Origin of the sequence: Pararobbsia alpina, assembly GCF_965118125.1 — a bacterium.
In the GTDB taxonomy this organism is placed as follows: domain Bacteria; phylum Pseudomonadota; class Gammaproteobacteria; order Burkholderiales; family Burkholderiaceae; genus Pararobbsia; species Pararobbsia alpina_A.
This window is the reverse complement of record NZ_OZ221287.1, coordinates 3,454,990-3,470,659: the sequence shown is the minus strand read 5'-3', so window position 1 is coordinate 3,470,659 and position 15,670 is coordinate 3,454,990. Positions and strand designations below refer to the sequence as shown.

The window sequence follows — 15,670 nt, the reverse complement described above, 5'->3', positions numbered from 1 at the left end:
CGGAAGTTCTTTCGCTTTCCCAGAGGTTTTCTTGAGCGCGAAGTCAACGTTAAGCAAACCCATCGGCTCGGCCGAGGCATCGTCGCCGGCCGTGGTGTTGCGCCGGCTCTGGCCGTACCTGAAGCCACTGATGCTCGTGATCGTCGGCGCGATCGTCTCGATGGCGATCAGTTCGGCCACGGATGCCGGTATTCCTGCATTGCTCAAGCCGCTGCTCGACCACGGTTTCGGTACGCACGGCAGCGACCGCGCCAAATGGCTCGTGCCGGTCGCCGTGATCGGGCTGGCCCTGGTGCGCGGTGTCTCGCAGTACGCATCGGGCTATCTGCTCGCGTATGTGACGAACAAGGTCTTGCTCGAGCTGCGGCTCAAGATGTTCGATCGCATGATCCACACGAGCGTCGCGTTCTTCCAGCGCGAGACGGCGAGCACGGTCATCAACGCGATCGTGTTCGAGGTCAACCAGATCCTCAACGTGCTGTCAGGCGTGATGATTACGCTCGTGCGCGATTCGCTGACAGTCGTCTTCCTGCTCGGTTATCTGTTTATCCTGAACTGGCGCCTGACCCTGATCGTGGCGGTGCTGCTGCCGGGGATCGGCTGGCTGGTCGGCAAGATCAACCGTCGTTTGCGGCGCCTGAACCGCGAACATCAGCTGCTGACCAACGAGCTGTCGTACATCGTCGAAGAGACGGTCGGCGGCTACAAGGTCGTCAAGGTCAATAACGGTCAGAAGTACGAGATGGATCGCTTCAGCGAGATGAGCCGGCGCCTGCGCGGCTACTCGATGCGCATGATCGTCTCGGGCGGCCTTGCGCAGCCGCTCACGCAGTTTCTGGCGTCGATCGCACTCGCGGTCGTGATCACGATTGCGGTGGTGCAGTCGACCTCGGACCAGACGACGGTGGGCGGCTTCGTCGCGTTCGTCACGTCGATGCTGCTGATCATTTCGCCGCTCAAGCACCTGATGGACATCAACCAGCCGCTGCAACGTGGCCTGACGGCTGCCGAGCTGATTTTCGGGCTCATCGACGAACCGCCCGAGCCTGAAGGCGGCGGACGTCCGCTCGAGCACGCGACCGGTGCGATCGAATTCCGCGACGTCTCGTTCAACTACGCGACGGGTAACACGAGCGGCAAGCACACGCTTGATCGCGTGTCGTTCAAGGCCGCGCCGGGTGAAATGATCGCGCTCGCCGGTCCGTCGGGTAGTGGCAAGACAACGCTCGTCAACCTGCTGCCGCGGTTCTTCGATCCGACCGCAGGCGAAGTGCTCGTCGACGGGGTTCCGCTGCACGAGTACGGCATTCATGCCCTGCGCAGTCAGATCGCGATGGTCAGCCAGGATGTCGTGCTTTTCAACGACACGATCGCGAACAACGTGGCGTACGGCACGGATGCAGACACGGCACGTGTCGAGGCAGCGCTGCGTGCAGCCAACCTCTGGGACACCGTGCAGGCCATGCCCGGTGGTATCGAGACGCTCGTCGGTGACAACGGCATGATGCTGTCCGGCGGTCAGCGTCAGCGGCTCGCCATCGCGCGCGCGATCTACAAGAACGCGCCGATCCTGATTCTCGATGAAGCGACTTCCGCACTCGATTCGGAATCGGAACGCCATGTGCAGTCGGCGCTTGAAACGTTGATGGAAGGACGCACGACGCTGGTCATCGCGCACCGGTTGTCGACCATCGAGCGCGCCGACCGGATCCTCGTGATGGAAGCGGGCCGTATCGTCGAGCACGGCAGCCATCAGGAACTGATCGAGGCCGGCGGGCTTTACGCACATCTGCACCAGATCCAGTTTCAGCAAGCCTATAGCTGACGGCGCAGGTCGCACGGCCAACCGCGGGGCGACTGGACGGAGTCCGGTCGTCCAAAAGTCCCGGTCAGCCGGTTGTTTCGGCCAGTCCGTCACCCTCGCCACGCGATGACCGCCTTTGGGCGGCCGTGCCGCTGCCTTTGCGCCGTCTTGCCGGCGCCAGACTCCGCGCCCATGCGAATCGGCTCGAGGGCTTGACCGAAGCAGTTACAATGCGCGTCGAATTCAACTGAGTGCCGATACGCCGACGTGTGGCCGTGAGTGGCCGTTTCTCCTATGTCCGAACAAGCTGTCCGACCCCATTCCGGGGTGAGTGCGCGCACGATGCCGCTGGCCCTGTTCCTCCTGTGCTTTCCGGCGGCGTCGCTGGCGGTCAAGGGTGGAGCGAGCGCGTTGTCGCTGATCATCGCCGTTGTCTGCCTTGTCATGCTGATACGCGTGGCCCTGCGCTCGCAGGCGGCATTCAACTGGGACGCGACCGATACCTGGATCACGCTCGGGCTCGCATCGCCGATCGTGGTGGTGCTCGTGATCGAAGCGTGCCACGGCAAACTCGTCGGCAACACGCTGGATTCCCCATCGCGCTTTCTGGCGGCCGTCCCCGTATTCCTCATGCTCCGGCGTGTGCGCCTCGACGCGTTGCGTACGGCCGATTTGTCGTTCGCGATCGGCGCGATCGTCGCCCTGATCGATATGCTCGCATCACCGCGTGTGGAAGACCGCGGGCGCAATGCGTTCCTCGACGCGATCCACTTCGGCGACATCGCCCTGGCGCTCGGTATCCTGTCGGTGCTGTCGCTCGGATGGTGGCGCAAGGACCCGCTGATTGTCCGTATCGTCAAGATCGCCGGATTGGGCGCGGGGCTGGCGGCATCGGCGATATCGGGCTCGCGCGGCGGATGGATCGCGATTCCCGTCATGGCCGTCATTGTTGCGCTGACGCACCACGGACGCACCGCCCGCCGCTGGAAGATCGTGGTGACACTCGCGATTGGCGCAGTCGTGGTGGTGGGCGGCTTGATGACGACCGCCGTGCAAGACCGTTTCGCCGCGCTGGCGAACGACTACTCGCAGTTTGAAGCCGGCAACAAGGACACATCGCTCGGTGTACGCCTCCAGCTCTATCGGGTCGGCCTGAAGATCGTGGCCCAGCATCCGTGGGAAGGCCTCGGCGCGCATGGATTCCACGATGCGATGCCGGGCTTCGCTCAATCCGGAGCGCTGACGCCGCTGGCCGCCCACTTCGGTATGGGCGAAACGCACAATCAGTTTCTCGCCTGGCTGACGGACTATGGCGTGCTCGGCGGCCTTGCCTTGGTCGCGATCTACCTGGTGCCATGTATCGTGTTCGCGCGGAGCCTGCATTCACCGCATCCGAGCGCGCGCCGAAGCTCGACGATGGGTCTTGCATTCGTCGTCTCGTTCCTGATTTTCGGTTTCAGCGTCGAGATGTTCGATCTGAAGCTGGTCACGGCTTTTTACGCAACCGTCGTCGCCGTGCTGTTGTCGATCTCGGCGAATCAGCACGCGCAACATCTCGCGCTATAGTCGGCAAACGGTCCGCACAAAATTTGCGCGAAAGTCCGCAGCAATCCAGCCGTGTGCTCGATTGCCGATGTCGCCGGTTTTCGGCTCTTGAACGACATTCTTCCGCCTGGGCGCCATGTTTAGCATCCTGATTCCGACCTGGAACAACCTGCCGTACCTCAAACTCTGCGTCGAGAGTATCCGACGCCATACGAGCATCGAACACGAGATCCTGGTCCACGTGAACGAGGGGACGGACGGCACGCTGGACTGGGTGCGCGAACAAGGCATCCGGCATACCTGGAGCCGGGGCAATGTCGGCGTCTGTCTCGCACTCAATGACGTCGCGCGGCTTGCCACGCATGACTGGATCGTCTTTCTGAACGACGACATGAGTTGCACGCCGGGTTGGGACCGTGCGTTCGCCGATGCCATTGCTAAGATCGGCGATGCACCCGCGTACCTGTCCGCGCAACTGATCGAGCCGACCGATACGGGCAACGACCAGATCGTGGTCGGCGCATACGGGACCGGTCCGGAAAACTTCGACGAGCCGGGCATGCTGCGTTTCGCAGCGGGCCTGACGACTCAGGATCGTCAAGGCGTCGCGCTGCAACCGATGGTCGTGAGCCGGCGTCTGTGGCATCTGGTCGGCGGCTACAGTATCGAATTCGGCCCGGGCATGAGCAGCGACGACGACTTCACGATGAAGCTCTGGCTGGTCGGCTGCCGCGATTTCCGCGTGGTCGGCGCGAGCCGTATCTATCATTTCGGCATGCGTTCGACGGGCCGCGTGCGTCGCAACAAGGGCGGCCGCGAATTCCTGATGAAATGGGGCATGCTCCAGCGCGAATTCACGCACGAGTATCTTCGGCAGACCGCGAAGCCGGGCGCGCATGCGCTGCCGAACGTGCCGCGCGCGTCGTTCAAGAGCCGTCTCAAGCGCTGGCTATATAGTCGCAAGCGTTACCCCTTCGAGGATCTCGAGGGCTGGGAGGCGAATCTGCCCGGTCTGCTGATCCATGACAGCAGCCGGGAAAGCCACCACGACGCGCCACAGCGATAATCTGCGCGGCGTGCTGAGTGCTGAGTGCTGAGTGCTGAGTGCGGTGAGCAGCGTGCAGTGAGGGGCACCGGCAGCCGCAGCGGCTTTTTTCAATCAACCTGACAGCGAGTTCTTGCGTCGATGTTTTCGATCATCATTCCGACTTGGAACAACCTCGGCCACCTGAAGCTCGTGATCGAGAGCCTGCGACGACATTCGGCGCATGCGCATCAGATTCTGGTGCATGTGAACGATGGATCCGACGGTTCGCTCGAATGGGTTCGCGAGCAGGGTATCGAGCACACTGCGTCGCCGGCGAATATCGGCATCTGTCATGCCGTCAACCTGATCTCGGCGAAGGCGAAGCACGAGTACATCGTCTATATGAACGACGACATGTATTGCTGCCCGGGATGGGACACCGCCCTCGAGCAGCGTATCGCGCAGATGGACAGTGATCTGTTCCTGTTGTCCGGCACGATGATTGAACCGGTCGACACGGGCAACCCGTGCGTGGTCGTCAGCAATTTCGGTCGTGACGTCGAGACCTTCGATGCAGACAAGCTCGTTGCGCAAAGTCCTTCGCTCGTCCGGCCCGACTGGCTTGGCGCGACGTGGCCGCCGACGCTGGTGCATCGCGACTGGTGGTTCAAGGTCGGGGGCTACAGCAGCGAATTGAGTCCGGGCATGAGCAGCGACAACGATTTTTCGATGAAGCTGTGGGATGCGGGCTGCCGGACGTTCGTCGGTGTCGGTGACAGTCTCGTCTATCACTTCCAGCAAAAGAGCACGGGCAAGGTCGTCAAGAACGACGGCCGCAAACAGTTCCTGCAGAAGTGGGGCATGACGCAGTCGACGTTCGACAAATACTACCTGCGTCGCGGCCAAGCCGTCGGCCAGAACGGACTGACGCTCGGCGAGCCCGACGACACGTCGGCGTTCCGGCGCGCGAAGCTCAAGTCTCGCTTCAAGCGCGCGTTCTCCTGAACCCGTGCTTTAAGGCGTTGCACGAACGCTGAGGGGACGTGGCGTTCGTGTCGTGCGCCATCGCAGTTCCGAGGGGCGTGGCGCCTGCTTGCCACAACGACGCGACACGAACGACACGGCGCCGCGCTGCGACGCCATGCTTCCGTTGCGTCGGTTGCTTCAGACCAGGAAGGCCGAGACGGCGCGATTCAGATTCACGGCCTGCTGGTCAAGTGCGTGAGCCGCGGCCGTCGCCTGCTCGACGAGTGCAGCGTTTTGTTGCGTGACTTCGTCCATCTGCGCGACGGCCTTGTTGATCGCTTCGAGGCCGCTGCTCTGTTCGCTCGACGCCGTCGAGATTTCATCAATCAGCGTCGCGACATCGCGCACCGACTTCATCATCTGCTCGATCGTTCCGCCCGCGGTGCGCACCGTGTCGGAACTCGTATCGACCTCGTGCGTCGTGTCGCCGATCAGGATCGCAATTTCCTTCGCGGCGTCCGCGCTGCGACGCGCAAGCGCACGCACTTCACTTGCCACCACGGCAAAGCTGCGTCCCGCGCCGCCTGCGCGTGCGGCTTCGACGGCGGCGTTCAGTGCGAGCAGGTTCGTCTGGAACGCGATGCCTTCGATCACCGATGTGATGTTGCCGATCTTGTGCGAGTGCTCGGTCAGCGTTTCCATGCGGCCGACCGCTTCAACGACTGCGTCGTTGCCGTCGCGTGCCTGATACGTGGCGCGTTCGGCGAGTTGCGTCGCTTGCAGGGCGTTGTCAGCGTTCTGCTTCACGATCGCGACGATCTGACCCATGTTGGCGGCCGTGCGCTCGATATTGGCCGCGTGTTCTTCAGTGCGAACCGTGAGGTCGCGATTGCCCGCGGCGATTTCGCCGGCCGCCATCGCGATGGATTCGGCGGACTGCTTGATCTCGAGGACCATCGTCGTGAGCTTGTCGCGCATGAGCTTCATGTCATACACGACGCTCGATGTGTCGCCCGGGCGCGTTTCAACTTCGACCGACAGATTGCCGTGCGAGATCTCGCGCGCGATAAAGGCGGCATAGTCCGGCTCGCCGCCGAGCTGCGTGAACAGCGTGCGGCCCAGCAGCCAGCAGAACAGCGATGTGATCGACACGCCGAGCACGATGCTCGCGCCGACGAGCCAGCGCACGCGTCGTGCCTCGGCGCGCGTCGCGTCGTATTCGGCCTGTCCCTGATCGATCTGCAATTGACGCAGCTCGGCGGCTTCCTTCTTGACCTTCAGGGTCTGAGGTTCGACGTTTTTTTCGATGGTCCACTGAGCTTCGGACAGATTGCCCGCTGCGAGGAACGCCGCCGCTGGCGCGAGCCCGTCCTTCTGTAGCGCGCCGTAGTCTTTCGCGAACTGGTCGGCAAGCCGCGCCTCGGCATCCGAGAGCGGATAGTGGCGGTACTGATCGAACAGCGAGGCGATCAGCGGTGCGTTGCGATTCATGAGTTCGGCGGTCGCCTTGGATTTGGCTGCCGACGGATCGAGCACGGCATCGCTGATCGCGAAGCGGCTCTGTGCAATCAGTTCGTCGATCGACGAGATGCGTTCAATGGCTTTTGCACGCCCTTCGTAGATCTGGTTCAGGGCCGCGCTTGCGTGTGAGAGCCCCGAAAGTCCGAGTACGCCGACTGTGATGAGCACGCCAGTCGCAATGCCAATGACCCCATACAGTCTCGCGCGGACTGTCCATTTCCCGTTTGCCATGTCTGGTCTACCTTTCTGTTACCGCTTTTTGTGTACCGCTGGTGCACAACAACCCCGATCCTGCGGAGCATAACGGCACAAAATGGCAATTTGATTAACGCGCTCACGAAATATTTAATTATTCGAAAGCGGTAAAAACAACCGGGAATAAAAGGGGTTAAATCATTAAGGGAAAATCGAAATAATTAATATAAATACTCAAAATGCGATTTTAATTTTGCTGAACCGCTGAACCGCTGAACCGCTGAACCGCTGAACCGCTGAACCGCTGAACCGCTGAACCGCTGAACCGCTGAACCGCTGAACCGCTGAACCATTAAGCGGCGGGGTTGTTGCGTCGCCGGCGCGCATGACCGTCAGTCTTCTTTCACGCGCGCCGAAGTCGCTTACTTCGCCGCCCGGGTATCGAGCGCGAGACGGTCGAGCATCATCTTCGCGGTCGCGAGATTGGTGGCGCACGCCACGTTGTGCACGTCGCACGCGCGCACGAGCGCATTGATATCGGGTTCATGAGGCTGCGGCGTCATCGGGTCACGCAGGAAGATCACCATCTGCACTCGGCCCTCGGCGAGTTCTGCGCCGATCTGCAGGTCGCCGCCGTGCGGGCCGGAGAGCTTGCGCTCGACCGTAAGCTTCCAGGCATCGATCAGCAACTGGCCCGTCGTGCCGGTCGCGACGAGGTCGCATTGCGCGAGCGTATCGACGTAGTGGCCGGCGAGCTCGACGATGTCATCTTTTTTTCTGTCATGCGCGATCAGCGCGATGCGGGTCTTCATGGACCAGGGGTTCCTTGTCGTTGTTGTAGAAATAAAAGGGGTGTCGTTGATCGGCGCGCCCGGTGGCACGGATTAGCAGTGGGTGAGCGCCAACCGGAGCAAGCTGCGCCAGATGTTGCCCGCTGAAAATGCCGCGCTCAAAGCGCTCCGGCTTAGAACGTTCCGGGATAGGCGCCACCGTCGATCAACAGATTTTGTCCGGTGATGTACCCGGCATGCGCGCTGCATAGAAAAGCGCAGGCCTTGCCGAACTCGTCCGGCTGACCGAAGCGCTTCGCCGGAATGCCTTGCTCGCGCTGCGCACGAACCTCATCGATGTTGAGGCCTCTGGCCTTGGCGGCCACATCGAGCGTCTTCGCGATGCGGTCCGTATCGAACGCACCGGGAAGCAGCCCGTTGATCGTCACGTTGTGCGCGACATATTTGCGCGCCAGGCCGGCCACGAAGCCGGTCAATCCGGAGCGCGCGCCGTTGGACAGCCCGAGCACGTCGATCGGCGCCTTGACTGCGGAACTCGTGATGTTGACGATGCGCCCGAACCGGCGCTCGACCATGCCGTCGATCGTCTGGCGGATCAGTTCGATCGGCGTGAGCATATTGGCGTCGAGCGCGGCGATCCAGTCGTCGCGGTCCCAGTCGTGGAAATCACCCGGCGGCGGGCCGCCCGCGTTGTTGATGAGAATGTCGGGTTGAGGGCAGAGCGCAAGCGCGGCGGCGCGGCCTTCGGGGGTGGTGATATCGCAGGCCACCGCCTGCACTTTCGCGCCTGTGGCGGCACGGATCTCATCGGCCGTTTTTTCGAGCGTCTCGCGCGTGCGCGCCAGAATCGTGATCTCGACGCCTTCTGCGGCGAGCGCTTCGGCGCAGCCCCGTCCGAGGCCCTTGCTTGACGCGCAGACCAGCGCACGCCGGCCGGCAATTCCCATGTCCATCGCGTTCTCCGTGGCCCGTTTCTGTCTGAGCGATCTGAGTGAGACTGCCATTTTAGGGGATGGTCGACCGCAAGCGATATGCATTGGGGCAGGGGCGATGGCACGTCGGCAGATTGCGACTGCCCGCGAGGCCCCAAATTCGCTACACTTCGCACACACGCCGCGCCGTGGCCCGCCGGTCTCCGGCTTGCTGCAGGCGCGCTGATCTTTCATCTCCGGCCTCGCGCCGACGATCCTCGAGCCCACCCGGTCATGACCGCCAGCCAAATCGACAAGCCCAGCCTCGGCACCCAGTTCGACCCGCGCTTCCCGAATCTCACGATCCTCAATCACCCGCTGATCCAGCACAAGCTCACGCATATGCGTGACAAGAACACGTCGACGCGTACGTTCCGCGACCTGCTGCGCGAAATCACGCTGCTGATGGGCTATGAGATCACGCGCAGCCTTCCGTTGACGACCCGCCATATCGAGACGCCACTGATCGAATACGACGCGCCGGTGATCGCGGGCAAGAAGCTTGCGATCGTGCCTGTGCTGCGCGCAGGCGTCGGGATGTCGGACGGCTTGCTGGAACTGGTGCCGTCGGCGCGCGTTGGCCATATCGGCGTCTACCGCGACCACGAAACGCATCGCCCGGTCGAGTATCTGGTCAAGCTGCCGCCGGACCTCGAAGAGCGCACGTTCATCCTCTGTGACCCGATGGTCGCGACCGGATACTCGGCCGCTCATGCGGTTGACGTGCTCAAGAAGCGCGGCGTGTCCGGAGACTCCATCAAGTTTCTCGCTCTGGTGGCCGCGCCCGAAGGCGTAAAGGTCTTTCTCGACGCCCATCCCGAGGTGCAGCTCTTCGTCGCCTCGCTCGACTCGCACCTGAACGAACACGCGTATATCGTGCCGGGCCTCGGCGACGCAGGCGACCGCCTGTTCGGCACGAAGAACTGAGTCCCCCTTCAGGCATGCGATTCCCGGGCGCACACGGCGGGGCGAACAACCGGGGGCGGCATGCTAAAATTGCGCTCCGGCCGAGGCGGGGTTCGCGCGCCATGTCGAGCGAACCGATTCGTCGCCGCACGCCGTCAGCAGCCTGTCCGATCAGCCCTCGCGGTGCATCGTGACGCGCCGCGGGCGGCCGCGGTCATGCGGGCAGCGCGCGACGCGGTTGCGCTGGCATTCGGGCCGAGTCAACGAAAGCACACTGATAGCAGCGCGCGCACGAAACGCGCGCCACGGAGAGTCACTATGGCCGGTCATTCCAAATGGGCCAATATCAAGCATAAGAAAGCCGCCACCGATGCCAAGCGCGGCAAGATCTGGACGCGTCTGATCAAGGAAATCACCGTGGCCGCGCGTCTGGGCGGCGGCGACATCAACACCAATCCGCGCCTGCGCCTGGCTGCCGAAAAGGCGGCCGAGGCCAATATGCCGAAGGACAACGTCCAGCGCGCGATCCAGCGCGGTGCCGGCAACCTCGAAGGCGTGAACTACGAAGAAATCCGCTACGAGGGCTACGGCATCGGCGGCGCGGCAATCATCGTCGACACGATGACCGACAACCGCACGCGCACGGTCGCCGAAGTGCGCCATGCGTTCTCGAAGCACGGCGGCAACATGGGCACCGACGGTTCGGTGGCGTTCATGTTCGATCACGTCGGCCAATTCATCTTCGCGCCGGGCAGCTCCGAAGACGCGATCATGGAAGCCGCGCTCGAAGGCGGCGCCGAGGATGTGTCGAGCAACGAAGACGGCAGCGTGGAAGTGCTGTGCCCGCCGCCGGATTTCGAAAAGGTCAAGGCAGCGCTCGAGGCAGCCGGTTTCAAGGCGGAACTCGCCGAAGTCACGATGAAGCCGCAAACCGAAGTCACCTTTACGGGTGACGACGCCGTCAAGATGCAGAAGCTGCTCGATGCGCTCGAAAACCTCGACGACGTCCAGGAAGTGTATACAAACGCGGTGATCGACGAGGCATAGGGCCTCCCGCCGGCAGCACAGATTTCAAAAGTTTCGGGGATTCACATGAAGGTATTGGTGGTCGGTTCGGGCGGGCGTGAACATGCGCTCGCGTGGAAGCTCGCGCAGTCGCCGCGCGTTCAGCTCGTGTATGTCGCACCGGGCAACGGCGGTACGGCGCTTGACGACCGCATGCGCAACGTGCCGATTACCGACCTGTCGGCATTGGCCGACTTCGTCGTGTCGGAAGGCATCGCGTTCACGCTCGTTGGTCCGGAAGCGCCGCTTGCGGCGGGCATCGTCAACCTGTTCCGTTCGCGCGGGCTCAAGGTGTTCGGGCCGACGCAGGAAGCGGCGCAGCTCGAAAGCTCGAAGGACTTCGCCAAGGCGTTCATGAAGCGCCATGGCATTCCGACGGCCGAGTACGAAACGTTCACGGACGCCGCCGCGGCTCACGGCTATATCAACCGGATGGGCGCCCCGATCGTGATCAAGGCCGACGGACTCGCTGCGGGCAAGGGCGTGGTCGTGGCGATGACGCTCGAAGAGGCCCATGCGGCCGTCGATTCGATGCTCGCCGACAACAAGCTCGGCGACGCGGGCGCACGCGTGGTCATCGAAGAGTTCCTGACGGGCGAGGAAGCGAGCTTTATCGTGATGGTCGACGGCAAGCACGTGCTGCCGCTGGCATCGAGCCAGGATCACAAGCGCCTGCTCGACGCGGATCAAGGTCCGAATACCGGCGGCATGGGCGCTTACTCGCCCGCGCCGATCGTGACGCCGCAGCTGCATGCGCGCGTGATGCGCGAGATCATCCAGCCGACGATCCGCGGCATGGAGAAGGAAGGCATCCGTTATACGGGCTTCCTGTACGCGGGCCTGATGATCGACGCGCAAGGCAACCCGAAGACGCTCGAATTCAACTGCCGGATGGGCGATCCCGAAACGCAACCGATCATGTCGCGCCTCAAGGGCGACTTTTCGCGCGTGGTCGAGGCGGCGATCAGTGGCGAACTCGAGTCGGTCGAGCTCACGTGGGACCGCCGGACCGCGCTGGGCGTCGTGCTGGCGGCGCATGGTTATCCCGACGCGCCGCGCAAGGGCGACCTGATCTCGGGCATTCCTCCCGAAACCGATACTTCGGTCACTTTCCACGCGGGCACGACGCTCACCGAAGACAAGCTCACGACAACGGGCGGCCGCGTGTTGTGCGTGGTCGGTCTGTCGGATTCGGTGCGTGGCGCGCAGTCGGCGGCGTACGAAACGATCAACCGGATCGAGTTCGACGGCATGCAGTTCCGTCGCGATATCGGCTATCGTGCGCTGAATCGCAAGCACTGACGGGCACGGCACGGGCGCGGTCCGTGCCGCATTGACCTGACGCAAGTGGGGCATCGGGCCGGCCTGCGATACTGCAGCGGCCCTTTTTCGTTGGAATCTCACCGGATGAATGCTTCACTCGACCTGACCGCAGTCCGTAGCTATCTGCTCGATCTGCAGACCCGCATTACCGAGACGTTTGGCGCGATCGACGGCACGCCGTTCATCACCGACGCCTGGGAGAAGCTGCCCACTGACCCGCTGCGCGGCAACGGCCGGTCGCGGATCATTGAAGGCGGCTCGATCTTCGAGCGCGGGGGCGTCGGCTTTTCGCACGTGATGGGCGACCGGTTGCCGCCGTCGGCATCGGCCGCGCGTCCGGAGCTCGCGGGACGCAGTTTCGAGGCGATCGGCGTATCGCTCGTGTTGCACCCGTTGAATCCGTATTGCCCGACCGTGCATATGAACGTGCGCGTGTTCGTGGCCGTTCACCCGACCGACGCACCGGTGTTCTGGTTCGGCGGCGGCATGGATCTCACGCCGTACTACGGCTTCGAGGACGATGCGCGCCACTTTCATACCGTCTGCCGCGATGCGTTGACGCCGTTCGGTGCGGATCTGCATCCGCGTTTCAAGAAGTGGTGCGACGACTATTTCTACCTCAAGCATCGCGGCGAGGCACGTGGCATTGGCGGCATCTTCTACGATGACTTCAACGAACTCGGCTTCGAGCAGGGTTTTGCGATGATGCGCAGCGTCGGCGACGCGTTTTTGACGGCCTATCAGCCGATCGTCGAACGTCGGCATGCGCATCCGTACGGCGAACGTGAACGCGCGTTCCAGTGCTATCGGCGCGGCCGCTATGTCGAATTCAATCTCGTGTTCGACCGTGGCACTTTGTTCGGCCTGCAAAGCGGTGGACGCACGGAGTCGATTCTGATGTCGATGCCGCCGGTCGCGCACTGGCGCTACGACTGGAAACCCGAGCCGGGATCGGAGGAGCAGCGTCTGTACACCGATTTCCTCGTACCGCGAACGTGGGTCTGAGAGGCGCGTGTCGATCATGTCCACGATATCTACGAACGAGCGCAGACGTATCGGCATCCTCGGCGGTACCTTCGATCCGATCCACGATGGCCATCTCGCGCTCGCGCGACGGTTTGCCGCGTTGCTCGAGCTCGACGAGCTCGTGCTGATGCCGGCCGGGCAGCCCTATCAGAAGGCGGGCGTGTCGAGCGCCGCGCACCGGCTTGCAATGACCCGGCTGGCCGCTGAGCAGCTCTCGTTGCCCGGCACCATGGTCAGCGTGGCCACCGAGGAGGTTGAGCGCGGCAGCGCGACCTATACGGTCGATACACTCGCGCTCTGGCGCGAGCGCGTCGGAGAGCAGGCGTCGCTGTGCTATCTGATCGGTGGCGACCAGCTCGTGCGCCTCGATACGTGGCACGAATGGCGCCGGCTGTTCGACTTTGCGCATATCTGCGCGGAGTCGCGACCCGGTTTCGAAGAGCGCGATATCGAATCGGCGGTGCTGCGCGATGCGATTCGCGAGCGGCGTGCCACCGTCGAGACGGTCGCGCAATCGTCGAGAGGTCATATACTGATCGACGAAGCCCTCGCGCTCGACATTTCGGCAACCGATATTCGCGAACACTTGAAGCACCGCCTGGCCGTGCACGACGCATCCGCGGAACGCGTCCCGGCCAATGTCTGGCACTATATTCGGCAACATCATCTCTATCAGTCGTAAACAATGGACATCACCAAGCTGCAACGCGTCATCATCGACGGTCTCGAAGACGTCAAGGCGCAAGACATCAAAGTCTTCAACACGACGCATCTGACGTCGCTTTTCGATCGCGTGATCGTCGCGAGCGGTACGTCGAACCGTCAGACGAAGGCGCTCGCGAACAGCGTGCGCGAGTTCGTCAAGGAAGCCGGCGGGCATATCGTGAGCACCGAAGGCGAGGACGTCGGCGAATGGGTGCTCGTCGATTGCGGCGACTGCGTCGTGCACATCATGCAGCCCGCATTGCGCCAGTACTACAACCTCGAAGAGATCTGGGGCGACAAGCCCGTCAAGGTCAAGCTGAGCGGCGGCTCGGCGTTCGGCGGCGCGCGCGTGACGGCCGATGAAGACGAGGAAGACGACGTCGATGAGGCGCCGGCTCGCAAGACGACCGCACGCAAGGCCCCCGCCAAGACGGCAGGCGCGAAGACTGCTGCCAAGAAGGCCGCGCCCCGCAAGACGGCCGCCAAGTCGGGCGATGCTCCCGCGAAGAAGGCCCCCGCACGCAAGACGGCGGGCACGGCTGCCAAGACCGCTGCCCCGCGCAAGACGCCGGCCCGCAAGACCACGCGTTCGGCAGGCTGATGAAGCTGTATGTGCTCGCGGTCGGGCACAAGATGCCCGACTGGATCGCGAGCGGCTTTGCGGAATACACGAAGCGCATGCCGCCCGAGCTGCGCATCGAACTTATCGAGATCAAGCCCGAACTGCGTTCGGGTGCGCGCAACGCCGAGACCGTGATGGCCGTCGAGCGGCAGCGCATCGAAGCGGCGCTGCCCAAGAAGGTGCGCATCGTCGCCCTCGACGAGCACGGCAAGGACTGGACGACGATGCAGCTCGCCCAGGCGTTGCCGCGCTGGCAACAGGACGGACTCGACGTCGCGTTCGTGATCGGCGGTGCCGACGGGCTCGATCCGGCACTCAAGGCCCGTGCCGACACGCTGCTGCGACTTTCCAGCCTGACGCTTCCCCACGGGATGGTGCGCGTGCTGCTCGCCGAGCAGCTCTATCGTGCGTGGACCATCACGCAGAATCATCCGTATCATCGGGCGTAGCAGACCCATCGGCGTGAGAGGCGGCAGGGCCTGAGGCCTTGCCGGCCTGTCACGCGCGGGTTATGCCGAGCGCCGTGTTTGCGCACCGCAGCAGCGATGCGTCCATCTCACTCTATGCCCTCTGATGCAATCAACCACTGCGTCTTCTCCGTTCGTGTACCTCGCTTCCCAAAGCCCGCGCCGTCGCGAGTTGCTTCAACAGATTGGTGTGCGCTTCGAACTGCTGTTGCCCGACGATACGGCCGCGGCGGAAGCCCTTGAGGCCGAGTTGCCAGGCGAGCCTGCGCACGCGTACGTGGTGCGTGTCTGTCAGGCGAAGGCGGAAGCGGCTGTCGCACGGCTGAGCGGGAGCGCACTGCAGGGTGCGCCGATTCTGACAGCGGATACGACCGTGACCGTCGATGATGCCATTTTGGGCAAACCGTCAGACGCTGCGCATGCGGCCGACATGCTCGCGCGACTGGCTGGCCGTGAGCACCAGGTGCTGACTGCAGTGGCCGTCGGCGCGGCGAATGGTGTCCACTCAGCGCTCTCCGTCTCGCGCGTGCGCTTTGCCCCGATGACGCCTGCGCAGATCGACGCGTACGTTGCGAGCGGCGAGCCGTTCGGAAAAGCCGGTGCCTACGGGATTCAGGGCAGGGCGGCCGAATTCGTCGCGCAAATCGAAGGGTCCTATTCCGGTATCATGGGTTTGCCCTTGTTCGAGACAGCGACACTTTTACGAGCCGCGCGCGTCGAATTCTGATTGGCGTTT

At 63.2% G+C, this 15,670-nt stretch carries 15 protein-coding genes; 12 read left to right on the top strand and 3 right to left on the bottom strand.

The genetic code is table 11. The features are described 5' to 3' along the window. The first annotated feature begins 31 nt into the window (after nt 1-31). The 4 genes from msbA (at nt 32) to ACMFWR_RS15030 (ending at nt 5,381) form a co-directional block, all read left to right on the top strand. On the top strand, nt 32-1,825 hold the full coding sequence (msbA, locus tag ACMFWR_RS15045) for a lipid A export permease/ATP-binding protein MsbA (RefSeq protein WP_413192411.1): 1,794 nt from the start codon (nt 32-34) through the stop codon (nt 1,823-1,825). Between the two features lie 273 nt (nt 1,826-2,098). Next, nucleotides 2,099-3,370: an O-antigen ligase family protein gene (locus ACMFWR_RS15040; RefSeq protein WP_413192410.1), complete on the top strand. Its 1,272-nt coding sequence runs from the start codon at nt 2,099-2,101 to the stop codon at nt 3,368-3,370. Between the two features lie 115 nt (nt 3,371-3,485). Continuing rightward, nucleotides 3,486-4,415, top strand: a complete 930-nt coding sequence (locus ACMFWR_RS15035) for a glycosyltransferase family 2 protein (RefSeq protein WP_413192409.1) — start codon at nt 3,486-3,488, stop codon at nt 4,413-4,415. A 120-nt stretch (nt 4,416-4,535) separates the two neighbouring features. Next, on the top strand, nt 4,536-5,381 hold the full coding sequence (locus ACMFWR_RS15030) for a glycosyltransferase family 2 protein (RefSeq protein ID WP_413192408.1): 846 nt from the start codon (nt 4,536-4,538) through the stop codon (nt 5,379-5,381). Between the two features lie 159 nt (nt 5,382-5,540). Here the strand turns inward: ACMFWR_RS15030 and ACMFWR_RS15025 are convergent, their stop codons facing one another. From ACMFWR_RS15025 to ACMFWR_RS15015, 3 genes are all read right to left on the bottom strand, one after another. Further along, nucleotides 5,541-7,094, bottom strand: a complete 1,554-nt coding sequence (locus ACMFWR_RS15025; RefSeq protein ID WP_413192407.1) for a methyl-accepting chemotaxis protein — start codon at nt 7,092-7,094, stop codon at nt 5,541-5,543. A 386-nt stretch (nt 7,095-7,480) separates the two neighbouring features. Beyond that, complete coding sequence (locus ACMFWR_RS15020; protein ID WP_413192406.1) at nt 7,481-7,870, bottom strand: methylglyoxal synthase; 390 nt, start codon at nt 7,868-7,870, stop codon at nt 7,481-7,483. A 152-nt stretch (nt 7,871-8,022) separates the two neighbouring features. Continuing rightward, entirely contained in the window at nt 8,023-8,802 is a 780-nt protein-coding gene (locus tag ACMFWR_RS15015; RefSeq protein WP_413192405.1) for an SDR family oxidoreductase, read from the bottom strand. Nucleotides 8,803-9,054: 252 nt separating this feature from the next. Here ACMFWR_RS15015 and upp point away from each other — a divergent pair, with 252 nt between their 5' ends. The 8 genes from upp to ACMFWR_RS14975 all read left to right on the top strand — a co-directional run bounded on the left by upp (nt 9,055) and on the right by ACMFWR_RS14975 (nt 15,661). Further along, the gene (upp, locus tag ACMFWR_RS15010) at nt 9,055-9,747 is read left to right on the top strand and encodes a uracil phosphoribosyltransferase (protein ID WP_413192404.1); all 693 of its coding nucleotides are present in this window, start codon (nt 9,055-9,057) and stop codon (nt 9,745-9,747) included. A 297-nt stretch (nt 9,748-10,044) separates the two neighbouring features. After that, on the top strand, nt 10,045-10,773 hold the full coding sequence (locus tag ACMFWR_RS15005) for a YebC/PmpR family DNA-binding transcriptional regulator (protein ID WP_413192403.1): 729 nt from the start codon (nt 10,045-10,047) through the stop codon (nt 10,771-10,773). 45 nt (nt 10,774-10,818) lie between these two features. Continuing rightward, a complete protein-coding gene (gene purD / locus ACMFWR_RS15000) occupies nt 10,819-12,093 on the top strand; it encodes a phosphoribosylamine--glycine ligase (RefSeq protein WP_413192402.1) in 1,275 nt (424 codons plus the stop codon). A 105-nt stretch (nt 12,094-12,198) separates the two neighbouring features. Then, nucleotides 12,199-13,119, top strand: a complete 921-nt coding sequence (hemF, locus tag ACMFWR_RS14995; protein WP_413192401.1) for an oxygen-dependent coproporphyrinogen oxidase — start codon at nt 12,199-12,201, stop codon at nt 13,117-13,119. 16 nt (nt 13,120-13,135) lie between these two features. After that, complete coding sequence (locus ACMFWR_RS14990) at nt 13,136-13,822, top strand: nicotinate-nucleotide adenylyltransferase (RefSeq protein WP_413192400.1); 687 nt, start codon at nt 13,136-13,138, stop codon at nt 13,820-13,822. 3 nt (nt 13,823-13,825) lie between these two features. After that, nucleotides 13,826-14,446 (top strand): ribosome silencing factor, encoded by a 621-nt coding sequence (rsfS, locus tag ACMFWR_RS14985; protein ID WP_413192399.1) that lies wholly within the window; start codon nt 13,826-13,828, stop codon nt 14,444-14,446. Next, nucleotides 14,446-14,916: a 23S rRNA (pseudouridine(1915)-N(3))-methyltransferase RlmH gene (gene rlmH, locus ACMFWR_RS14980; protein WP_413192398.1), complete on the top strand. Its 471-nt coding sequence runs from the start codon at nt 14,446-14,448 to the stop codon at nt 14,914-14,916. The genes rsfS and rlmH overlap by 1 nt, the downstream gene beginning before the upstream one ends. Nucleotides 14,917-15,040: 124 nt before the next feature. Further along, complete coding sequence (locus ACMFWR_RS14975) at nt 15,041-15,661, top strand: Maf family protein (protein ID WP_413192397.1); 621 nt, start codon at nt 15,041-15,043, stop codon at nt 15,659-15,661. Nucleotides 15,662-15,670 lie beyond the last annotated feature (9 nt).